20 protein-coding genes are annotated in these 20,866 nt (G+C 60.9%); 13 read left to right on the plus strand and 7 right to left on the minus strand.

The features are described from left to right. Positions 1 to 17: 17 nt before the first annotated feature. Positions 18 to 1,004, minus strand: a complete 987-nt coding sequence (locus Q5Y75_RS12795) for an aldo/keto reductase (protein WP_306197889.1) — start codon at positions 1,002 to 1,004, stop codon at positions 18 to 20. A gap of 81 nt (positions 1,005 to 1,085) precedes the next feature. On the opposite strand from Q5Y75_RS12795, the gene Q5Y75_RS12800 reads away from it, so the two are divergent. After that, on the plus strand, positions 1,086 to 1,910 hold the full coding sequence (locus tag Q5Y75_RS12800; RefSeq protein WP_306197891.1) for a LysR family transcriptional regulator: 825 nt from the start codon (positions 1,086 to 1,088) through the stop codon (positions 1,908 to 1,910). A gap of 7 nt (positions 1,911 to 1,917) precedes the next feature. Here the strand turns inward: Q5Y75_RS12800 and Q5Y75_RS12805 are convergent, their stop codons facing one another. Next, positions 1,918 to 2,931 (minus strand): DUF3500 domain-containing protein, encoded by a 1,014-nt coding sequence (locus Q5Y75_RS12805; protein ID WP_306197892.1) that lies wholly within the window; start codon positions 2,929 to 2,931, stop codon positions 1,918 to 1,920. 142 nt (positions 2,932 to 3,073) lie between these two features. On the opposite strand from Q5Y75_RS12805, the gene Q5Y75_RS12810 reads away from it, so the two are divergent. From Q5Y75_RS12810 to Q5Y75_RS12820, 3 genes are all read left to right on the plus strand, one after another. Further along, complete coding sequence (locus Q5Y75_RS12810) at positions 3,074 to 3,949, plus strand: TIGR01459 family HAD-type hydrolase (RefSeq protein WP_306197894.1); 876 nt, start codon at positions 3,074 to 3,076, stop codon at positions 3,947 to 3,949. Between the two features lie 105 nt (positions 3,950 to 4,054). Beyond that, a complete protein-coding gene (locus Q5Y75_RS12815; protein ID WP_306197896.1) occupies positions 4,055 to 4,498 on the plus strand; it encodes a MaoC family dehydratase in 444 nt (147 codons plus the stop codon). A 74-nt stretch (positions 4,499 to 4,572) separates the two neighbouring features. Continuing rightward, complete coding sequence (locus Q5Y75_RS12820) at positions 4,573 to 4,977, plus strand: GFA family protein (RefSeq protein ID WP_306197898.1); 405 nt, start codon at positions 4,573 to 4,575, stop codon at positions 4,975 to 4,977. A 274-nt stretch (positions 4,978 to 5,251) separates the two neighbouring features. Here Q5Y75_RS12820 and Q5Y75_RS12825 read toward each other — a convergent pair whose 3' ends face one another. Then, entirely contained in the window at positions 5,252 to 6,061 is an 810-nt protein-coding gene (locus Q5Y75_RS12825; RefSeq protein ID WP_306197900.1) for an alpha/beta fold hydrolase, read from the minus strand. Next, complete coding sequence (locus tag Q5Y75_RS12830) at positions 6,058 to 6,660, minus strand: 2-hydroxychromene-2-carboxylate isomerase (RefSeq protein ID WP_306197902.1); 603 nt, start codon at positions 6,658 to 6,660, stop codon at positions 6,058 to 6,060. The genes Q5Y75_RS12825 and Q5Y75_RS12830 overlap by 4 nt, the downstream gene beginning before the upstream one ends. A 108-nt stretch (positions 6,661 to 6,768) precedes the next feature. Between Q5Y75_RS12830 and Q5Y75_RS12835 the strand changes: the two genes are divergently transcribed. Next, on the plus strand, positions 6,769 to 7,788 hold the full coding sequence (locus tag Q5Y75_RS12835; RefSeq protein WP_306197904.1) for a ribose-phosphate pyrophosphokinase: 1,020 nt from the start codon (positions 6,769 to 6,771) through the stop codon (positions 7,786 to 7,788). A gap of 45 nt (positions 7,789 to 7,833) precedes the next feature. Here the strand turns inward: Q5Y75_RS12835 and Q5Y75_RS12840 are convergent, their stop codons facing one another. Both Q5Y75_RS12840 and Q5Y75_RS12845 read right to left on the minus strand, forming a co-directional pair. After that, entirely contained in the window at positions 7,834 to 8,898 is a 1,065-nt protein-coding gene (locus Q5Y75_RS12840; protein ID WP_306197906.1) for a Hint domain-containing protein, read from the minus strand. 96 nt (positions 8,899 to 8,994) lie between these two features. Next, positions 8,995 to 9,648, minus strand: coding sequence for a hypothetical protein (locus tag Q5Y75_RS12845; RefSeq protein ID WP_306197909.1), 654 nt, complete (start codon positions 9,646 to 9,648; stop codon positions 8,995 to 8,997). A gap of 325 nt (positions 9,649 to 9,973) precedes the next feature. On the opposite strand from Q5Y75_RS12845, the gene speA reads away from it, so the two are divergent. The 4 genes from speA to speB all read left to right on the plus strand — a co-directional run bounded on the left by speA (position 9,974) and on the right by speB (position 15,197). Continuing rightward, entirely contained in the window at positions 9,974 to 11,863 is a 1,890-nt protein-coding gene (speA, locus tag Q5Y75_RS12850) for a biosynthetic arginine decarboxylase (protein ID WP_306197911.1), read from the plus strand. A gap of 23 nt (positions 11,864 to 11,886) precedes the next feature. Further along, positions 11,887 to 13,098: a saccharopine dehydrogenase family protein gene (locus tag Q5Y75_RS12855; protein WP_306197912.1), complete on the plus strand. Its 1,212-nt coding sequence runs from the start codon at positions 11,887 to 11,889 to the stop codon at positions 13,096 to 13,098. Between the two features lie 87 nt (positions 13,099 to 13,185). Next, entirely contained in the window at positions 13,186 to 14,355 is a 1,170-nt protein-coding gene (locus tag Q5Y75_RS12860; RefSeq protein ID WP_306197914.1) for a carboxynorspermidine decarboxylase, read from the plus strand. Further along, positions 14,352 to 15,197, plus strand: coding sequence for an agmatinase (gene speB, locus Q5Y75_RS12865; protein WP_306197916.1), 846 nt, complete (start codon positions 14,352 to 14,354; stop codon positions 15,195 to 15,197). The genes Q5Y75_RS12860 and speB overlap by 4 nt, the downstream gene beginning before the upstream one ends. Before the next feature lie 143 nt (positions 15,198 to 15,340). On the opposite strand, the gene Q5Y75_RS12870 is transcribed toward speB, so the two are convergent. Continuing rightward, complete coding sequence (locus Q5Y75_RS12870; protein WP_306197918.1) at positions 15,341 to 15,853, minus strand: hypothetical protein; 513 nt, start codon at positions 15,851 to 15,853, stop codon at positions 15,341 to 15,343. A 411-nt stretch (positions 15,854 to 16,264) separates the two neighbouring features. Between Q5Y75_RS12870 and Q5Y75_RS12875 the strand changes: the two genes are divergently transcribed. The 4 genes from Q5Y75_RS12875 to Q5Y75_RS12890 all read left to right on the plus strand — a co-directional run bounded on the left by Q5Y75_RS12875 (position 16,265) and on the right by Q5Y75_RS12890 (position 20,857). Then, positions 16,265 to 16,600, plus strand: coding sequence for a hypothetical protein (locus Q5Y75_RS12875; RefSeq protein WP_306197920.1), 336 nt, complete (start codon positions 16,265 to 16,267; stop codon positions 16,598 to 16,600). Between the two features lie 518 nt (positions 16,601 to 17,118). Next, positions 17,119 to 18,012, plus strand: coding sequence for a DMT family transporter (locus Q5Y75_RS12880; protein ID WP_306197922.1), 894 nt, complete (start codon positions 17,119 to 17,121; stop codon positions 18,010 to 18,012). A gap of 193 nt (positions 18,013 to 18,205) precedes the next feature. Continuing rightward, positions 18,206 to 18,559 (plus strand): hypothetical protein, encoded by a 354-nt coding sequence (locus Q5Y75_RS12885; RefSeq protein ID WP_306197924.1) that lies wholly within the window; start codon positions 18,206 to 18,208, stop codon positions 18,557 to 18,559. A 1,809-nt stretch (positions 18,560 to 20,368) separates the two neighbouring features. Beyond that, the gene (locus Q5Y75_RS12890; protein WP_306197926.1) at positions 20,369 to 20,857 is read left to right on the plus strand and encodes a GNAT family N-acetyltransferase; all 489 of its coding nucleotides are present in this window, start codon (positions 20,369 to 20,371) and stop codon (positions 20,855 to 20,857) included. The last annotated feature ends 9 nt before the right edge of the window (positions 20,858 to 20,866 follow it).

The following is a 20,866-nucleotide window of genomic DNA, read 5'->3' on the forward strand; positions in this document are numbered from 1 at the left end:
TTCGACGCAAAATCTTCTTATCTCGCGCGGTCCTCAGCTTCGGGATTGCGCGGCATTAACGCGTCGATCTCATCCATCACCGCCGGGGGCAGTGGCCCATGGCGCAAGGCGCCCGCGCTATCGGTGATCTGCGCTGCGTTCCGCGCGCCGGGCAGCGGGATGCAGGCGGGCGAGCGCCCCCAGAGCCAGCAGAGCGCGCCCTGCGCAAGGCTGCGCCCGCCCGATTGCAGCAATTCGCGCACCGCATCAAGGCGCGTCAGAAATTCCGGGTTCGGTCGCCCCTCACTGAAGTAGGAAATCCAGTTCTGATCACCCGCCCGGACATCATCACCGGGCAGCAGGCTATCCGCGCCATAGCCTCCACCCAACAGCCCCATAGCCAGCGGCGAGCGGATCAGTGGCGTCAACCCGTGCCGGTCCAGAGCCGCAGACATCCTTGGCGCGTCGAGAAAGACATTCATCGCATGTTCGACCGCGACAAAACCGGCGCGACCAGCCATCGCCTCGGCACTGGCAGTAAAATCGGTGCTCCAGCCATAGCCGCGGATCTTGCCCGCCGCCCGCGCCTGTTCCATCTGGTCAAAGAGCGGCTCTGCCAGCGCCACCTCCATGTCATTCACATGCAGCAGCAGAATGTCGATGCAGTCGCGGTCCAGCCGATCGAGACAGCGCTCAATGGCGGGGATCACATGGTTCGGGTCAGCATCGGCTTCGCTCACCTGCTTGCTTGCCTCGTCGATCCTGAGCCCGATCTTGCTGACAATCATCGCCTCGCTGCGCCCGCGCAGTGCTTGCGCCAAAAGCCGGTCGGCATGGCCCGCCCCATAGGCGGCAGCGGTGTCGAACAGGTGAATGCCTGCATCCAGCGCCGCGTGGATTGCCTGGATCGCCTCGCCATCATCGCTGCGGGAATAGCCCAGAGAGGTGTCGCCATTAAACATCGCGCCGCCAATCGGCCAGCATCCCATGCCCATCAGCGTCGTGTTCGGTTCAAACAGGGTCATTGCTGCGGTCTCCTATGATTTGCCCACAGCCTGCCCGTCTGGTTCTGGAACATCCACGAATGATACTGTAATCTTCATTTCATGAATGAAACGAACTTGGATTGGGACGATCTGCGCCTGTTTCTGGCCGTGGCGCGGGGCGGCGGGCTGGCGGCAGCCTCCGGCGCGACCGGTAAAAGCGCGCCGACGCTGGGGCGGCGCATGGTGGCATTGGAAAAGCGGTTGGGGGCCGAGTTGTTCCTCCGGCTGCCGCGCGGCTATGCGCTGACCGAGGAAGGAACGGCGCTGCTGGCCAAACTGTCAGAAGTTGAAAGCCGCATCGCGCCGCTGATGCCGGAGCCGGAGGCGCGCAAGCCGCTGGTCAAGCTTTCGGCAGGGACGTGGATGACCCATCTGCTCTGCCGTAAGGCGCAGGCGATTGCCGGCGGCGATGTGGCCATCCGCTTTATCTCGGCAGATCACGTGCTGGATATCCGGCGCCGCGACGCGGTGATCGGCATCCGCAACCACCGCCCCGATCAGATCGGGCTGGCCTGTCGCCGCGTCGGCAGGGTGGCTTTCGCCGCCTATGCCACCGATCCGCAGGTCACCCCGTGGGTGCGTGTCATGGGCCAGACGCCCTCGGCTCGGTGGGTCGCGCAGGCCAGCGCCGGGCAGCCGGTGATCGAAGTGACGGGGCCGCGCAACGCGCTCGACCTCGCGCGGGCGGGCGTGGCGCGCGCTGTGCTGCCCTGTTTCATCGGGGACGACAGTAACGGTCTGATCCGCGTCTCGGACCCGATCGAGGCGTTGGCCCATGATCAGTGGCTGGTCACCCATGATGACGAACGCTTCGCCCCCGAGGTCCGCACCGTGATCCGGCGGGTCGAGGCGCTGCTGCGCGATCTGCATCACCCCGGAGGCTAGCAGGCGCCTAGATCATATGCCGCCCGAAATTGCGTGCGGTATCATGGAACACCGCATGCAGGTGCAGCGGCTGATTGCGCAGGCTGGCAAATTCGATCAGCAGGGTCTGCCCGGTCAGCCGGTAATAGATCGACCCGTCCAGATCAGCCCCGCCCCAGGCAAAACGCAGCGCCGCCATGTCTTCGCCCGCGAGGCGGCCTTGTTGTGCGCTAGCCAGCGGCGCGGGCAGCACCTCGGTCGTATAGACCTCAACCAGACGCGCGGCCATATCCGACTGCCCTTGCGACAGATCGCCCAAGGGCACACCTGCGCCCTCTGCCGCCAGATCGCGCTCTGCCCCGCCATTGGACAGGATATTGCCCGGCGAGCGTGGCCAGACCAGCGCCGCCTGACGCGCGCTGTCACTCAGATCACCATAGAGCGCGCGGGCCAGCGCCTCTTCTTCCTTGAGCACCACAAGGCCCTGATAGGGGCCAGACGGCACGGTGTTGGGTTCCGAGGAATACGAGCTTGGCGTGGTCGAGATCACCTGATCGTCCAGCAGGGTGAAACTCAGCGACAGATGGTGCCCCTCCCACCGCCAGGCCCATGCGCCCTCGACTGAGGGCGTGCCGTAGATCTGCACCGAAAACCGCTCGCGGTTGCGATCCGCCGATCCCTTGCCCCATTCATCGCGCAGGATGTCCTGCTGGAGCATGATGTTCATTGCCTTCTCAAGCCCGACCGTGCTGGCCCCGGTGGCGAGCAGATCCAGCGCCAGATCTTTTTGCGGCGGCGTCATCTGTTCCAGCGCCAGACCCGGCGCGCGGCGCGACCCGGTCATGAAGTTCCAAGCCATCCGGTCGGAGGTATCGAACCCGAACAACGCTGCATCGCGCTGCGGCGCATCCAGCGCTGACAGCAACGCCTGCGCGCGCTGGCGCGTCTCTGATCCCGAGGGCGTGGCCCCAATGGCTCCGGCAAATGGCAGGGCGGTGGCAGCAGCACCCGCTGCGAGAAACATGCGACGGTCGACAGTCATGTGAAACCCTCCGTGATGGCCCTGCTCTGGGTATAGCCCGGTTTTTCCCGCCTTCCGATCAAAGCGCCGCTATCCCGCAAAGCTGTGGTCATCGCCGCCGGCTTCGGGCATATCCCGAGGAAGATGTAGCGCAGGAGCCCCCATGAGCCAGATTATCCACTCGTTGAGCGACGTGTCCGACCGGTACCGCGCGCTGTTCGTCGACCTCTGGGGCTGCGTTCATAATGGCGTCACCGCCTTTCCCGACGCAGTTGCGGCGCTGAAAGACTATCGCGCGCGCGGTGGGATCGTGGTGCTGGTCACCAACTCGCCCAAGCCCCGCGCAGGCGTCATGACCCAGCTCGAAGGGTTCAACGTGCCGCGCGACTCTTATGACACCATCGCCACCAGCGGCGATTCGGCGCGCTCGGCCATGTTCCGGGGCGCGGTTGGGCAGAAGGTCTATTTCATGGGCGAGCCGCGCCGGGATGCCGGTTTTTTCGAACCGCTGCACATCCTGGAAAACCCCGTCGAGATCGAACGCGTGCCGCTGCGCGAGGCCGAGGGGATCGTCTGTTGCGGCCCCTTCGACCCGATGGCCCACCCGGATGTGAACCGGGCCGATTTCCTTTATGCCAAGCAGATGGGGATGAAGCTGCTCTGCGCCAATCCCGATATCGTGGTGGATCGCGGCGAGGTGCGGGAATGGTGTGCCGGTGCGCTGGCCAAGCTTTATGCGGAAATGGGCGGTGAGAGCCTCTATTTCGGCAAACCACACCCGCCCATCTATGACCTTGCCCGGCGCCGGTTGCAGAGCCTGGGCCATGACATTCCGGATAGCGAAATCCTTGCCATCGGTGACGGCATTCTGACCGATATCGCCGGGGGGATGGGCGAAGGGATCGATTCGCTTTTCATCAGTGGCGGTCTGGCGGCGACCGAGACCAACACCCATCACGATCCCGACCCCGAGGCGTTGGAGGCCTATCTGAAGCGCGAAATGTCCAACCCCACCTACACGATCGGATTTCTTCGCTAGCGCAGAATTGTCTTGATTTTCTGCAAGTGCGAAGTAATAAAGTTGCTCACGTGATCAGAATCACGCCAGTTAATTACCGCCACGATGGCGGAAGACGAGGGTGACATGTTGGACAACCTGCCGCGCGGAACGATTTGTATCGAAGATATCGAGATGGGCATGAGCCGCCATCTGCGCAAAGTCGTGACCAATGAGGACATCGAAATGTTCGCTCAGGTCTCGACCGACCGCAATCCGGTGCATCTGGATGACGACTATGCGCGCGACACAATCTTCGAGGGGCGCATCGCCCATGGGATGCTGACGGCGGGTCTGATCTCGGCGGTGATCGGCGAGCAGCTTCCCGGTCACGGTACGGTCTATATGGGCCAGTCGCTCAAATTCCTCGCCCCCGTGCGCCCCGGCGACATGGTCTATGCCGAGGTCAAGGTGGTCGATATCGAACATGCCAAGCGCCGCGTGAAGCTGGATTGCCACTGCTCGGTGGATGGCAAGAAGGTTCTGATCGGCGAAGCCATGGTTCTGGCCCCCAGCCGCAAGTTCGACTGACCCCGCCCGTTTCAGCCTTGCAAATACCTCCCTGCCGGCAATCATTGCGATGACCGATCTGGCGGGAGGGTGACATGCAGGTAACGGGTGGCTGCCATTGCGGCGCGATCAGGTTCGAGGCCGAGGCCGACCCGGAACGCACGCGGATTTGTCATTGTTCTGATTGCCAACGCCTCTCCGGCTCGCCCTTTCGGGTGGTTGTGCCCGTCTCGGAGAACGATTTCAGACTGACCTCTGGCACGCCGCGAATCTATCGCAAGACCGCCGCGAGCGGTGCGATCCGCCAGCAAGCCTTTTGTGCCGATTGCGGTGCGCCGCTCTATGCCACCTCAGACGATGCGCCGCCGCGCAAGATCGGCATCCGGGTTGGCGCGCTGGATCAGTCTGGGTCCTTTGTCCCCAAGCGGCAGTTCTGGACCCGCTCGGCGCTTGACTGGCTGGGCGATCTGGCGAAGATCGAAGCCTTCGACGAACAATAGCCCATGCGCCACTGCCCGCCACCGGCGGGACCGGGGCGGTGCTCCCCTGCCGGGATCGCATGAATGATAAAATCGGTGGCGCCACCTGGTGCGGAGATCGGAAACGGGGCGTCACCCCCGCTCGGCCAACCGGTCGGTCGAGACCCCTGCCAAAAGGGTCCGGTTCCACGTCTGCTACGACACGCAGGCCCCGAAGGGCGCAGGTGAAGGATCGATCGCCGACACCCTGCCCGATGGCAGGTTTGCATGGGGTAACCCGGGCGCGCGTTGCGCCTCAGCCGCTTGACCAGAACCGTTTGATCGCATCGGCCACGCGGGCCGGATGGGTCAGCGGGGCCATATGGCCGGTATTGTCCACATCGAGGCTGATGGCATCCGGCAGACGCTGGGCCAAACCTGCATTGGCCGTTGCGGTGATCGCCGGTGAGCGCGCCCCGCGCAGCAGCAGCGCCGGTGCCGTCACATTGTCCAATCCACCGGGGCGCAGCAACCCGTGGGGATCGCGGGTGATCTGGGAATTGGCATCAGCCAGAATCGCCACGCCGCGTGTCATGGCCGCTCGGGTTGTCTCGGCAAGACTGGACCATGCCACTCCGCCTGCCCCCCACAGCCTGTTGAACAGCCGCGCCGCGGTTTCCGGGTCCCCGGCGGCCAGCGCGTCATGCACCGGTTGCATGCTTTTTGCGTCCTCCACCGTGTCTTCGGGCCGGTCCTGTTTGGCGACCGCGAAGAAGACCGGCTCGAACAGGACGAGGCTGCGCACAAGTTCAGGGCGCTGAACCGCCAGATGCAGAGCGACCACCCCGCCAAAGGAATGCCCGATCAGGTCCATCGGTTCACTCAACAACGCGATACCGGCCTCGATCATGCGGTCGAGAATACTGCCCTGCCCGTCCCAATCGGGGCTGCGCCCATGCGAGGGCATGTCCGGCGCGGTCACCGCAACATCCGGTCCCAAGCCCTGAGCCAGCCCGCGCAACGCGCCGGAATGGGCCATGGTGCAGTGAAACCCCAGCACATGGCGCCCACCACGCCCGAGCCGCCGCACATGAAGCCCCTGTGCCACGGCGGGCAGGACTGTCACTTCGCCCGCCCGGCCAGATGCCGGTCGAGATCATCCAGCCGGTCCTGCCCCCAGAACCGCTGATCGTCTTCGGTGATGTAGAACGGCGCGCCGAACACGCCGCGCTCGACCGCTTCCTCAAGATTGGCGGCATAGGTCTCAGCCCCGACCAGCAGGCCGCTGTCAGCCAGAGCGGGATCAAACCCCGCGCCCTCCAGACAGGCCCGGATCACCGCATCATCGGCAATGTCCTTCTCCTCGGCCCAGCAGGCGCGCAGGATGGCATGGCAGAGTCCGCCCAGATCGCCCCCGCCCGCCTTGGACGCCGCGATGATCGCATAAGATGACGGGGCTGCATTTGTGGGCCAGTGGGCCGGTTTCAGGTTCAACGCCATACCGAGCTTGTCCGACTGCCGCCGCATCTCCTGCAGGCGGTATTCCTGGCGCGATGCATGCCTGTCCTTTGGCGGGGTGCCACCGGTGCGCCCGAACAGGGCCACGATATCCATCGGCTTGTAGGCAATCGTCGCCCCATGCTTGGCGGCGACCTCTTCCAGGCGGGTGCCTGCAAGGTAGGAATATGGCGACAATGTCGCAAAAAAGTAGTCAATGTCAGCCATCGTCGATTTCTCCATCACGCTCTCTTTGCCGGACGGTAAGCCCATGCTAAGCGGTGTCAACATCACGAATCTGTCACATACGACACCGCTGCCTCGGGGATTCTCCATATGCCGACACCGACCGAACCCAAGCTGATCGCTGGGAACGCCAACAAACCTTTGGCCGATGCGATCGCCAGGCGGATGAGCCTGTATCGCGGCGTCGATCAGGCCCCGGTCGAGGCCCGGGTGGAGCGCTTCAATGATGGCGAAATTTTCGTCGAAGTGTTCGAAAATGTGCGCGGTGAGGATATGTTCATCATCCAGCCGACCTCGAACCCGGCCAATGACAATCTGATGGAGCTGCTGATCATCTCGGACGCGCTGCGCCGGTCGTCAGCCGCGCGGATCACCGCGGTGATTCCTTATTTCGGCTATGCCCGCCAGGACCGCCGCACCAAGGCCCGCACGCCGATTTCCGCCAAGCTGGTGGCCAACATGCTGACCGGTGCCGGGATCGAGCGAGTGCTGACCATGGACCTGCATGCGGCGCAAATTCAGGGGTTCTTCGACATTCCGGTCGACAACCTGTATGCCAGCCCGATCTTTGCGCTGGATGCGAAGACCCAGTTCAAGGACCAAATGGAAGAGTTGATGGTGGTGTCTCCGGACGTGGGCGGCGTGGCCCGCGCCCGCGAGCTGGCCAAGCGCATCAACGCGCCGCTGTCGATCGTGGACAAGCGGCGAGAAAACCCCGGCGAAGTGGCCGAGATGACCGTGATCGGCGACGTGAAGGGCAAGATCTGCCTGATCGTGGACGATATCTGCGACACCGCCGGTACGCTGTGCAAGGCGGCGCAGGTGCTGATGGATAATGGCGCGAAAGAGGTCCATTCCTACATCACCCATGGTGTGATGAGCGGCCCGGCGGTGGAACGGGTGACCAATTCGGTGATGAAATCGCTGGTCCTGACCGACACGATCCAGCCCACCAAAGCCATCCAGAAGGCTGGCAACATCCGCATCGTGCCGACCGCACCGATCTTCACCCAGGCGATCCTGAACATCTGGAACGGCACCTCGGTATCTTCGCTGTTCGAGGACAAGACGCTGACACCGATCTACGAATCGCTCTATCACATGGACTGACCTGCGGGTCGCGACCTCATGGCCCGCGCGGCGGCAGAGATCGGGTTAAGCGACCTCGTGCCGCAACAGTGCGGCCTCGCTGTCCGAAAGCGGACGGCGGGCGAAATCGCCGTAGCTGTGCGGGTTGCTTTCCAGCGAGGGCCGCTGTTGCAGCAAACGGGCCCGGTCCTGTTCGGTCAGGGCCGAAAGCGCGGCGCTGGCGGGGTGAAAACTCTCGGCTTCGACACCGTTGGCCCAGATGATCTGATGCGCGGGCAGCAGCAGATGCACATAGGTCACCTCGCGCGCGCCCATATCCACGCGGACGCTTGATCCGTTGATCAACTGCCGTGCGGGCACCAGCACTTCGGGAGTGTTGAACAGCGCCTGCGCGGCGGGTCCCTTCAGCAGCATCCGGTGTTCGGGCGAGACCAGCAGTTCCGCATCGGGGCGGTCGGCTTCAAACGCTCCGGCGGCAAAACGGATCGGGCGCAGGTCCGGCATCACAAAAAGCCGCGCGCCGCTCATCCGGCGCTTGCCGACCCATTGGACCTCCTGCGCGCCGCTGTCGCGGGTCTGCACCAGATCGCCTTCGCGCAGCTCCTCGACCAGGCGGAACCCGTCGGGCGTGCGAATCCGAGTACCCGGGGTGAAGCAGATGACGCCGCCCGCGACCGGGGTGATGCTTGGCCCCGGCCATGCATCAAACCTGTGCTGCACGATATGTAGGTCCTCATAGCGTGGCGGTAGCCCGTCATGGAACATCAACAATGGCCGGACCGTATCGCCAGCTTCGATCAGTGTCGCGGTAAAACACCGCGCTCCGTCACTGACCACAAAACTGCGATCCATCAGCGGATGACCCGGATCCGCCACGCCCATGCTGGTAGTCTGCTCGACCGCTGCGCCCACCATCCGCTGCACCTGTTGCGCCGCGTGTCTGCGATCTGCGTCGTCGTCGCCCGCCCGTCCTGTGTCACACAGACCCTTGGGCTCATCCACCCGCACGGCCTCGCCGCGCCATGACCAAACCGCCCCAACCGTCAGTGTTTCCAGTGGTGCAGCCGTAAGGCCATCAAGTTCCGTCTGTGCCCAGGAGATGACAAACGTGCCGTTAAAGCCCGTATCCATTGCCTGTTTGCCTGCTGTTATTGTTATTCACAAAAGGTTAACAGGACAGACCGGTCTGCAAAAGCTTTTCGTGTCAGGGGATGGGGCGACGTGCCCTCAAAACCTCAGTTTTATGCCCAGAGGCGCCATCCGGGGCTCTTCTTTGCGCGTGTCGATGCCATGCCCGCGCGAGGCCGGTCCATACGCGGCAGAGGGTGGTTTCCCCGGCCAGTCATGCTGTGGCTCCGTCTCCAGCAGGTTGAGAACCTCCGAGTTGCGCGCAACCTCATTGCTCAGCGTGACGCCTGAGCCCAGATCAGCCCCCAGAAAGGCGTTGTAGTTCATACCCGCGTCGCCATCCAGTGCCAGCAACGCGCCCGAGCGGTTGCCGCCAAGGGTGAACTGCGTTGCGGGGTCTTGCTGGTCAGCATCCCGCGCGCGCAGCTTGGCGAAGGGCCGGAAGCGCGACGTCCCGGCCGCATCATCGCGCTTGAGCAGCTTGGCGAGCCAGCCAGCAGACTCGGTGGTGGTCGAAGGATCAGCCGCCGCAACCGTCTCATCCACCTTGGCGCGAGAGGTCGCTTGCCCCGACAGTTTAGGCTCTGTCGGCTCGCTCTTGTTTCGCAGACCGAGCTTCTGCAGAGGGGCGAACCAGGTCGCTTCCGATTTTGGCTGCGCGTTGCGCGCCGGATCGTCGAAGGGGTAAATCAGTCCGACATCCTGAGCGTTTCGTGACACGGTGATCACGGCATCGCTGCCGGTGAGGGGCACTTCTGACTGCGCTACTGCGCATAGCGGGAATACTACCGCCAAAGGGGCAATGAAACGGCGCAACATATTCAATTCCCTATTCTGTTGTGCCCCCTTTGGACCTCAGTTTTCTAAAGGAATGGTTGATCTCTCACTAGTGTATTTTGGCAACAGCTGCGAATATTGACGCCTGGTCAGTGCCCATAACCGCCTTATTTGCGCCGTTTTTCCGGGTCGGAGGCCGCGAGACTGAGGCAAGCGGCACGTTGTTTGGGTATTGGAAGAATCGCTCTCCCTCGCTTAAACGCGCGGGCAAGGTGGACACTGGATAGAAGGAACGCGCGAGTTGCAACAGAATCAGGACCCCGCGCATTCGGTCTATGCGGTGGACAAATGGGGCAAGGGGCTGATCGTGGTCACCGAAGCCGGTGAGATCGGGCTGCAGAACCCGCTCTCCCCCGAAACCCCCGCCATCAGCCTGCCGGGTATTCTGCAGGATCTGGATCAGCGCGGCATCAAGGCACCGATGATCCTGCGCGTCAGTTCTTATCTGGAAAACGAGATCGCCCATATCAACGAAAGCTTCGCCGAGGCGATTGCGCGGGTGGGCTATAACGGGGCCTATCGCGGTGTCTTTCCGATCAAGGTGAACCAGCAGGCACAGGTGATCGACCGGATCGTCGAGTTCGGCCAGAAATACAGCTATGGGCTTGAGGCAGGATCGAAACCCGAACTGGTGATCGCACTGGCGCATCGTCTGGCGCGCGAGGCGCTGATCGTGTGCAACGGCGTCAAGGATGCCGAGTTCATCCAGCTTGCCATCCTCAGCCGCAAGATCGGTTTCAACACGGTGATCGTGCTGGAAAGCCCGCGTGAGGCCGATACCGTGATCGAGGTCTACAAGGAACTGGGCATTGAGCCGCTGCTGGGCGTGCGCGTCAAGCTGACCAACCAGATCAGCGGCAAGTGGGAGGAAAGCTCTGGCGACCGTTCAGCCTTTGGCATGAACACCGATCAACTGGTGGCAGTGGTCGACAAGCTGCGCGATGCCGGGCTGAGCCACTGCCTGAAGCTGCAGCATTCGCATCTGGGCAGCCAGGTGCCCGACGTGAACGATGTGCGCCGGGCCGTGGGCGAGGCCTGCCGCTATTTCACCGAACTGACTGCCGAGGGCGTGCCGCTGACGCATCTCGATCTGGGCGGCGGTATGGGTGTGGATTATACCGGCGAAAAGAAGGCCACCGAGAACTCGATCAACTACACGGTCGAGGAATATTGCGCCAATGTGGTGGAAACCGTGGGCTATGCCATGGACGAAGCCGGGATCGACCACCCGACGCTGGTTACCGAAAGCGGGCGCGCGGTGGTGGCGACCTCGTCGATGCTGGTGTTCAACGTGCTGGAGAGCACGCTTTATGACGCACCCAGCGCGCCCGGGGTGGAACCCGACGACCACCACCTGCTGTCCGATCTGGCCGCCGTGAACGGGTACCTGAGCGCCGAACGGTTGCAGGAATGCTGGAACGATGCTTCGTTCTACCGCAACGAGCTGCGCGCACTGTTTCGCCGAGGCTATGTCGACCTGCGCCAGATGGCGCGCGCCGAACGCATCTATCTGTCGCTGATGGCCCGGATCAAAGCGCTGGTGGCGGCAGCCGAGGGTGAAACCGATGTCGATGACGAGCTAAAGACCCTCGCCGATATCTATCACTGCAATTTCTCGCTGTTCCAGTCACTGCCCGATGTCTGGGCGATCGACCAGCTGCACCCGATCACACCCCTGCAGATGCTGAACCAGACCCCGGACCGGCGCGCGGTGCTCAGCGACATCACCTGCGACAGCGACGGCAAGATCGACCGGTTCATCCTGTCCGACGGCGTCTCGCCCAGCCTGCCGGTGCATACCCTGCCCGAGGCGGAGGAATATTACATGGGCGTCTTTTTTGTCGGCGCCTATCAGGAGACTTTGGGCGATCTGCACAACCTCTTTGGCGACACCAATGTGGTGACCATCGACCTGCGCGGTGATGGCGGGTTCGACCTGCTGCACGAGCAGGAGGGCGACACAATCTCGGAAGTGATGTCTTATGTGGAGTTCGACCCGGCTGATTGCGTCGCAGCCTTCCGCAAAATGGTGGACGAGGCGATCTCAACCGGTACTCTGCAATCCAAGGACCGCAGAACCCTGATGAGCGCTTATCGCGACAGCATCAACGGCTACACATATTACGAATAACCCCGAGCCAGAGGAGAATTTCCATGGGCAAGACACTGGTTGTGGGCGCGGGTGGCGTCAGCCACGCCGCCGTGCACAAGATGGCGATGAATGCGGACATCTTTACCGAGATCACACTGGCCAGCCGCACCAAGTCGAAATGCGACGCGATCGCGGCGGCGGTGAAAGAGCGGGTGGGTGTCGAGATCAAGACCGCCGCGCTGGATGCCTATGACGTCTCTGCCACCGTGGCGCTGATCCGCGAGACCGGGGCCGAGATCCTTGTTAACCTCGCCCTACCCTATCAGGATCTGGTGCTGATGGATGCCTGTCTGGAAGCGGGCTGTCATTATCTGGACACCGCCAATTACGAGCCCGAGGACGTGGCCAAGTTCGAATATCACTGGCAATGGGCCTATCAGGACCGGTTCAAAGAGGCCGGTCTGACCGCCATCCTCGGCTCGGGCTTTGATCCCGGCGTGACCTCGGTCTTTGCCACCTGGCTGAAGAAACACAAGCTGGACACGATCCGCCAGATCGATGTGCTGGACGCCAATGGCGGCAGCAACGATCAGGAATTTGCCACCAATTTCAACCCCGAGATCAACCTGCGCGAGGTGCTGGCCGAGGTGCGTCACTGGGAAAACGGTGCCTGGCAGACCAGCCCGGCCATGACGACCAAGGTCGAGTTCGACTTCCCCGCTATCGGCCCCAAGAACATGTACCAGATGTATCATGAGGAGCTGGAGTCGCTGACCACCCATTTCTCCGAGATCGAACGCGCGCGTTTCTGGATGACCTTTGGCGATGCCTATATCACTCATGCCAAGGTGCTGGAAAATGTCGGCATGACCCGCATCGACCCGGTGATGCATGACGGACATAAGATCATCCCGATCCAGTTCCTGAAAACCCTGCTGCCCGATCCCGGCGATCTGGGCGCGGAAACCAAGGGCAAGGCCTGTATCGGCGATATCGCCACGGGTCAGGCCAAGGATGGCTCGGGCGAAAAGACCTATTACATCTACAATATCTGCGATCACGAGGAATGTTATGCCGAGGTCGGCAGCCAGGCGGTTAGCTATACGACCGGGGTTCCGGCGATGATCGGCGCGGCGCAGGTGCTGAAAGGCAACTGGGTGCAACCGGGCGTCTGGAACATGGAACAGCTCGACCCGGATGACTTCATGGACATGCTCAACACCCATGGGCTGCCCTGGCAGGTCCACGAACTGGGCGGCCCAGTCGCGTTCTGACGCGGCGCGCCCCTTCTTCTTGTTGAAAATACGGCGGGGGTCCGGGGGCAGCGCCCCCGGCCTTTCCGTCAAGCGGAGACGCCGGACATGGCAGAGATGATGACAACACAGGCAGGCGATGCCGGGGCGTTTCGCCGCTTCGATCTTTCCCGCGTTCCCTCGCCCTGTTTCGTTGTCGATGAAACGGCTGTCGAACGGAACCTGACGATCCTTGCCGATATCGGCACCCGTTCGGGCGCGCATGTTCTCAGCGCGCTCAAGGCGTTTTCCATGTTCGCGCTGGCCCCGCTTGTCCGCCAACATCTGCGCGGCACCTGCGCCAGCGGCATCTTTGAAGCCCGGCTGGGGCGTGAGGAATATGGCGGCGAGGTCGCCACGTTCTGCGCCGGCTATAAGGACAGCGATATCGACGAGATCCTCGCCCAGTCCGATCACATCATCTTCAACAGCCCGGCCCAGAAGGTCCGGTTCCTCGCCAGGGCCCAGACCGCAGGCGTGCAGGTCGGGCTGCGCATCAACCCCGAGCATTCCGAAGGCGAGGTGCCCAAATACGACCCCTGCGCACCCTGCTCGCGCCTCGGCACACCGGTGTCTCAGCTCACTGCCGATGCGCTTGCCGGGGTGGACGGGCTGCATATGCACACGCTCTGCGAACAGGGCCTCGACCCGTTGCAGCGCACGTGGGAGGCCGTAGCGCCGAAGCTCGCTCCCTTTATGAGTCAGCTCAAATGGCTGAATTTCGGCGGCGGCCATCACATCACGCGGAACGATTATGACCGCGACGGGCTGGTGAACTTCATAAGGGCGATCCGCGAGACCTACGGCGTTGATGTCTATCTCGAGCCAGGTGAAGCAGTGGCGCTGGATGCGGGCATTCTGGTGGGCGAAATCCTCGATCTGCCCGTCAATGGCATGTCGCTTGCCATCACCGATATCTCGGCCACCTGCCACATGCCAGACGTGATTGAGGCCCCCTACCGCCCGGCGCTGATGGAGGAGGCCGAAGCGGGCCATACCTATCGTCTGGGCGGGCCGTCCTGCCTCGCCGGGGATGTGATCGGGGATTACACCTGGGCCGACCCGCTGCAGATCGGCCAACGCTTCGCCTTTCTCGATCAGGCGCATTATTCCATGGTCAAGACCAACACGTTCAACGGCGTCCCCCTGCCCGCCATCGCATTGTGGAATTCCAAGACCGATGATCTGCGGATCGTGAAACAGTTTGGCTATGACGATTTCAAGGAGCGCCTCTCGTGAGCATTTTCCTCGACAGCGAGTTGACCGAGGCCGAGCGGAGCGAAACCGCGCGGTTCCGGGTGATCCCGGTCCCGCTGGAGCGCACCGTATCCTACGGCGCGGGCACAGCGCGCGGCCCCGGAGCGATCATCGAAGCCTCAAACGAGTTGGAGCGGTTCTGCCGGGGTCACGAACCCTGCGCGGCGGGCATCTTCACCGAAGCGCCGCTGGACTGCACCGGCGCAATGCCTGCGATCATGGATAGCCTGGCGCAACGGACAGAGGCGGCGCTGCGCGCGGGGGCTATCCCCGTCACGCTGGGCGGCGAGCATTCGCTGACCTATGGCGCCGTAACGGGTGTGGCACGCGCCTTGGGCAAGCCGGTGGGCATCGTGCAGATCGACGCCCATGCCGATCTGCGTGTGGCCTATCAGGGCGAGAAACACAGCCATGCCTCGGTCATGCATCTGCTCGCCGAAGATGGCGTGCGGCTGGCGCAGTTCGGTGTCCGCGCCCTGTGCCAGCAAGAGGCAGAAAGCCGCACCGCGCATGGTGTTTTCTACCATGATGCCGAGGATCTGGTGACCCATGATTTCCACCAGATCGACCTGCCCGAGGACTTCCCCGATCATGTCTATGTCAGCTTCGATGTCGACGGGCTCGACCCCTCGCTGATGCCCGCCACCGGCACGCCCGTGCCCGGAGGCCTGGGATACTACCAGGCGCTGCATCTGGTGGAACACGCGCTCAAAGGTCGGACCTGTGTCGGTTTCGACGTGGTGGAGCTGGCCCCTGACGGCAACACGGCCTGGGACTTCACCGCCGCCCAGATCGTCTATCGCCTGATGGCGGCCTGCGGATGAGACCAGCGCGATCTGGGCGCCACATCTTTCGTGCTGGCGTCTGGGTAGACAGCGCTCAATTGAAACCCGACCTCCGGCGACGCGGCTGAAATTGGGAGGCGCTCAGCGGCCTCCCGCGCGATTCAGGTTCAAGCCGAAACGCTTTAGCAGCGAACATCCAGCTTGATTGGCCGGTTGTCCAAATGGGCTTGGTGCTTCTCCGGGACCGTCACGGACACCATCCCGCTTGCGTTCGCAAAGTCACCAGTTCCGCCGGTCACGGCCCAATCGTACACTTGCTGGGCTTCACCCGAACGATAGGTATCTGCCGCATCAGCAATTGACGTGGTGGTGGCAACAAAGATGTCCCCGTTTGGAAACGCGAGTGAGCCATCTACCCTCACGTAATGCCCCATATCCTGGTCACCGCCCAAAACGGTTGTGATGACATCAAACGCGCCAACATAAAGCCCGCCCAAGTCTTCCAGGTACCAGTGAGAAATCCGGCGGTCGCCAACACCGGCGCTGGCCGGATTGGCCCCGACAAACTCGATTAGAGTATTGCTGAACCTCAGTTCGGTTTGCCCGCACCCGACAAACGACTCGTCAGTTTGAGCAGCCGCACCAATTGGCAGCGCTAGCCCAAAAACACAGATCCAACGGCGAAGGTCTCTCATGACACCAACTCCCTGTATGCAACCCGTTCCCTGAACGCCGAGATTGGAGCGGCACATTGGGCTCAAATGGGGCGCGGATTAAGTTTGAGTTAATATGCACGCCTGAAGCAGAATTGCCGGTCGCACTATCCTTCATGACGCCACAGGACGAGATAAAGCAGCTGCTTGATAAGATCACCCCGGCAGCAAGGGTGTGGTCATGCAACCCGGATGTTTCGGCGGTGATAGATGGAGCGCAGCACCCCGATTAGCAGGAATAGCGGGATTTGCCGTTGGCATCTGTCCATGTCGCCGGATGTGTTGATCTTAATGTTTTCGAAATCTGCGCCGCAGGTCGCCTTCCTACTTCCTGGTTCGAGGTCACCCAAAAGGGGACGGCACTACGCATCGCGAACTAGGAGCACGGAAGTCATGGAATTCAAAACTTCAAACAGCGCCGACAAGCTTGCAGCACTCTACGGGCGCGCCTGGAATGATAAAGACTTCAGCGCGCGCCTGGAAAGCGACGCCACCTCAGCAATCAAAGAAGTTCTTGGTAAGCTACCAGAGGGTGTGACCTTTAAGGTTGTGCGGGACACCGCAGATACAAAGTACCTCCATATTCCCGCAGCGCCCGTTCAAGGTGAGGTATCTGACCTGGACCTACTAGATGTACAGGGTGGGACAACACTCGGATGTATCTCGGCAATTTCGCTTGTTACGGTCATATCGTCCGCAATATCCATCCCATTGACCAAGGACACTTAAAGCAAGGGGTACTATCGGCCGCACTTGAGCAAACGCTGAACCGGCAGAACCTGCTGGTGGGACACGTGCGGAAATTCCGCACGGCAACTCAGCGGGACTCCGATCCAAAACTTGGACAGGCCACGTGGTCAGCCTGGAGGCATGGCGGCAACTATCCGAGTGGGAAAAACACGGTCTGCGAGGCCGGATGTGGGAAGGAAGAACCAGACAGTTGGAGCAAGCAGTTGAGCAGTGATGACAACCCGTAGAACGAACTCCAAACAGAAGAGTATGCGGCCTTGACGAAAGAAGAGATGCCCACGAACAGCACTCGCGTTGAGTTCAAGGGCAGCCCAAGCGAGGGACAGTGCATTGCGCATCGCAAGGGCGCACTGAATAAGATACTCGCGACTGATGACACCGAATTGGCGGCGTCCCTCACCACGCGTTGCTTAAGGGCGTTGACGCATTGACGAGACATGCAAGGCACACCTCTCTAAGCTGACCTGAGATCGTATTCAGAGTTCTGGGGACACCCATTGGACAAACGTCTGCTTGGTATCGGACTGGTGGCGCTGGGAAGCGCTTTCTTTGCCAGTTCCGGGCTTTTTGTTCAGTTTACAAGACAGGATGCTTCGAGTTGGGTCGCGGTGTTTGTTGCCCTGCTCACTGGTGGCCTTGTTGTTGTTCCCTTCGCGCTCTTAAGACTTGGTGTGAGAGATGCAGTCAGAACTGAGCATCCCGGCCTGCTAACTGCACGTGGACTCGTCAGCTTCTTGCAGATGAGTACCCTGTTTTATGCATTTCACACAATTCCATTGACCGATGCTGTGCTGTTTCGCCAGACTGCCCCGCTGTGGGTTCCAATCCTGTCCGCTCTGTTTCTGCGCGAGCGCATGCCAAGGCAGTTCTGGGTTGTGCTGTTGATCGGATTCATTGGGGTCGGCCTAGCTCTGCATCCAAGGCTATCAGCCTTTTCCATCGGGTACCTCGTTGCGATCCTGAACGGGTTCCTGTTTGCCGTGCAAACCCTGCTGTCGCGACGGCTCAACCAACTGAACGAGCCACGAGAACGTATATTGCTTTATATCTACGTAATTGTGGTTGCGACGACATTCGGACCTGCTGTAGCGACCTTTCAGCCCATTGGCGCACAAACCGTAATGTGGCTCGTAATCGCTGGGTTGTTGCTGCTTGGTTCCACAGGCTGTGTCATCTCTGGGTTCAAGTTCGCCCCAGCCTGGCTGCTTTCGCCGGTTGGATATGTGGCAATCGTGTTTGGTGCATTTCTAGACTGGCTGGTGCTCAATCAGATACCGAGCCTTTTTTCAGTTATCGGCATTGTAATGGTGATTGGGTCAGGGGTTCTCATTGTTGCTATAGGCGGTGGTCGGCACGGATCACATACTGGCTCAGTGTCCGGTCATAACTAGGATCGCCATCACGCCAATTCCGGCACAGAAGAGTGCCGGAAGAAGAACAATGCGCGGTGAACAGGTCTGCGCACAAGCCTAACAATCCTTAATTCAGCATTCTGACGGCTGTAATGCTGGCTAACTAAGTCCATCCCAAGAAACAGGAAATCGCACATGTATGCATTTATCTTGATGAGATGGAGCCTTGAACATGACAGCAATATCAGAATCAGCGCGTCCAAACGTTCACCCGATACTCACGCGCGCTCTTGAGGACGCAGATTATATCACACGGCTTCAAGACAACCCGCGAGCCGCACTTGAAGAAGTGGTTGGACCCTTGCCGGAAGATGTGGAATATCGACTTGTCCGCGACACGGCAAACGTAAGGTATCTGCATATTCCGCAGCCACCAAGCGAGGATGAAATCTCGGACGTTGACTTACTCTCCGCGCAAGGCGGCACTACGCCAGGATGCGTCACCTTTGCTATGATAAGCCTCACTGCGGCTTCGGCGGTTGGTACTGCTGTTTCCATCAGTCTGGATTTAACAGGCACTCTCTAAGCAAACACAGATGCCGTCTGGAAGCGGATCGACGCCAAGTATTGCTCCGAGAAATACCGCAAGACGTTAGCGCAGCGGCGTCGGGCACAGCGTTGATGTCGGCTACGCGGGACAAAACGGACGCTCAATATGTATGGCGGCAGTGGCGCTACAGGCGGCCAGCAGCAACAGTGGAATAATTAGACGCATTCGTGTCTGCTTAACAGCGCGTTAAGATAGGCACGAATGCGTTTACAAACGACCGCAAACCTAAAATTGGCGGGAAATTTGGTGAGGGCCATCTGCCTCAATGGTGGTAATGCCGTATCGCTTTCAATTCGCTCCGGCTATACCCCAAGTCGAGCAACTCTATGTCCGACATTCTCCAAATTTCTGTGTGCTTCCTCTTGCGTTCTGCCCTCTTTTTGCGAGCAGCCTTTCGGTTCATCGAATTGGAGAACAGGTGCGGAGTAAGTCCGGTGTTGCTGGTCATTGTATGAACATGTTCCATCCGTTTTCTCCTCATTATCTGTTAGTCTCTAGACTCCATGTGCGCAGCAATTCTGAAGCTGTCCGGAAGCAACTCTTAAGTTTCGTTCAGATAATGGAATTTAGGCTTGCGTTCGGGGCTGTAAGCTTAACCGTCTGTCGCACCACCACGCGCCACCATCTCAAGCACTCCATCAAGCAATGCCGTTGTAGCGCCCCAGCTCCTTCCCAAGGCGCTGTTAGCCACGTCTTAACCTCATCCGGGGTATGCAGGATCGCGGGCATAGCCTTTGGATGGATCGCGCCCACAACGTCATTTGGCTCGGTGGTCAGAAAGCCGAAGAGGTCCGCGTTGACTTCGCCTTCCGATCTTCCGCACGCTCATCCGATCAACCCAAAGCCCCGCGAAGAATGCCAATGGCCGATCCTTGTCGAGGGCAAACCAGACCGGCTCGGATTTACCCTCTGCATTCGGGCTGCGATACGACGACATGCACAAATGGATGGATGAGCGCGCAGGACGGGGCCTGTGGGGGCACAACGCAGACTTTGTGCCTCGCTAGCTAAGGCTTCAGAGACACAACGACCTTCTACATGGCAGATCCGACGCTTTTGGTGCCATTTCTCGAAACGTTCGACCTTGAGCTTGCGCAGGGTGATCCAGACCGCCCCAGTGAGTGTTCATATAAGCTAATGGGGCCGAAGTCGGGGCGCTTTGGGTACGGCTATATCGCCGACGTCAGAGCGCCTACGGCTCCTACGAAGCCGGTCACAGCGACACCAGCGGCTAGCAGCAGAAAGACGATTTCCAATACGCTTAGTTTCATGTTGGCCCTTACCGGAATGTTCTGGGAGAGATAGGGCAACTCGCGCGCGGCACAAAGGGGGCAGACGTTGCCCTAGCGGAAACTTGCTGCGCCACTGGCACGTATTCGCCAAGTTAAGCCTCTAAACTCTGGCTTGCCGGTCTAAGGGGGCTCTAATCGTGCTTGACCTGCGGCCGCACGACATCACCGCTTGCTGCGCTGCTGAGCAACTCAGATACGGCAGCGGCGCTACGGATGCTTCAATCTCGCGGGTGAGACCGCGCGGAATCACAAGATGACAGCCGGGGGGTGCAGTCGGTACCCAGTTAACGGGGACACGCGGCCTCGGCCTCTGTTTTCGAATACTCCGAACTGTCTCTACCCCCGACCAAGGGCAAGGGGCTGGAGCGACCGTCTGAAACGCGCCCCCGGCTTCCCGGATGATCCGCCGTTGGTGGTGGCGCGGGGCTAAGAGCTCGGCACGATAGCCCGGCCAACTCCTAGTTGCCCGCCGCCAATGTGATACTGTGCCGAGATGGCGGCGCCAGAACAATACTCGTTTCGAAAGGTGAGCACAGCCGACCTCGGTCTGCTGGCGAAGTGGCATTCGCAACCGCATGTTCGTGAGTGGTGGGAGTCCAGTGAACCCAGCACTGGCGAAGAACTCGCCGACCCTCGCGTGGCTCGGTGGATTGTATCTTATGCAAGACGTCCATTTGCCTACATGCAGGACTACACGGTGCACGGTTGGGCGGATCACCACTTTTATCAACTTCCAAAGGGGTCTCGTGGAATCGACCAGTTTATCGGTGAGCCTGGAATGACGGCGCAGGGGCATGGTTCAGCCTTTATCCTTGAGAGGCTAAAGGCACTGTTTGCGGACGGCGCTCCGGTCGTCGCGACCGATCCTGACCCGAAAAACGCGCGCGCCATTGCCGCTTACAAGAAATCGGGGTTCAGAATATTCGGCCCGGCCCAAGACACCCCTTACGGGCGGATACTCCCGATGAAGATCAGCCGTTAGTGCGGCTTT

The organism is Ruegeria discodermiae (assembly GCF_030758345.1).
Lineage (GTDB): Bacteria > Pseudomonadota > Alphaproteobacteria > Rhodobacterales > Rhodobacteraceae > Ruegeria_C.

What these genes read in the sequence shown, in the direction of transcription:
- Q5Y75_RS12820 (WP_306197898.1), top strand. Translation starts at nt 4,573, where the DNA reads ATGCAGGTAACGGGTGGCTGCCATTGCGGCGCGATCAGGTTCGAGGCC.
- Q5Y75_RS12835 (WP_306197904.1), top strand. Translation starts at nt 6,769, where the DNA reads ATGCCGACACCGACCGAACCCAAGCTGATCGCTGGGAACGCCAACAAA.
- Q5Y75_RS12875 (WP_306197920.1), top strand. Translation starts at nt 16,265, where the DNA reads ATGGAATTCAAAACTTCAAACAGCGCCGACAAGCTTGCAGCACTCTAC.
- Q5Y75_RS12805 (WP_306197892.1), bottom strand. Translation starts at nt 2,931, where the DNA reads ATGACTGTCGACCGTCGCATGTTTCTCGCAGCGGGTGCTGCTGCCACC.
- Q5Y75_RS12855 (WP_306197912.1), top strand. Translation starts at nt 11,887, where the DNA reads ATGGGCAAGACACTGGTTGTGGGCGCGGGTGGCGTCAGCCACGCCGCC.
- Q5Y75_RS12800 (WP_306197891.1), top strand. Translation starts at nt 1,086, where the DNA reads ATGAATGAAACGAACTTGGATTGGGACGATCTGCGCCTGTTTCTGGCC.
- Q5Y75_RS12885 (WP_306197924.1), top strand. Translation starts at nt 18,206, where the DNA reads ATGACAGCAATATCAGAATCAGCGCGTCCAAACGTTCACCCGATACTC.
- Q5Y75_RS12890 (WP_306197926.1), top strand. Translation starts at nt 20,369, where the DNA reads ATGGCGGCGCCAGAACAATACTCGTTTCGAAAGGTGAGCACAGCCGAC.
- Q5Y75_RS12795 (WP_306197889.1), bottom strand. Translation starts at nt 1,004, where the DNA reads ATGACCCTGTTTGAACCGAACACGACGCTGATGGGCATGGGATGCTGG.
- Q5Y75_RS12870 (WP_306197918.1), bottom strand. Translation starts at nt 15,853, where the DNA reads ATGAGAGACCTTCGCCGTTGGATCTGTGTTTTTGGGCTAGCGCTGCCA.
- Q5Y75_RS12815 (WP_306197896.1), top strand. Translation starts at nt 4,055, where the DNA reads ATGTTGGACAACCTGCCGCGCGGAACGATTTGTATCGAAGATATCGAG.
- Q5Y75_RS12840 (WP_306197906.1), bottom strand. Translation starts at nt 8,898, where the DNA reads ATGGATACGGGCTTTAACGGCACGTTTGTCATCTCCTGGGCACAGACG.
- Q5Y75_RS12810 (WP_306197894.1), top strand. Translation starts at nt 3,074, where the DNA reads ATGAGCCAGATTATCCACTCGTTGAGCGACGTGTCCGACCGGTACCGC.
- Q5Y75_RS12830 (WP_306197902.1), bottom strand. Translation starts at nt 6,660, where the DNA reads ATGGCTGACATTGACTACTTTTTTGCGACATTGTCGCCATATTCCTAC.
- Q5Y75_RS12860 (WP_306197914.1), top strand. Translation starts at nt 13,186, where the DNA reads ATGGCAGAGATGATGACAACACAGGCAGGCGATGCCGGGGCGTTTCGC.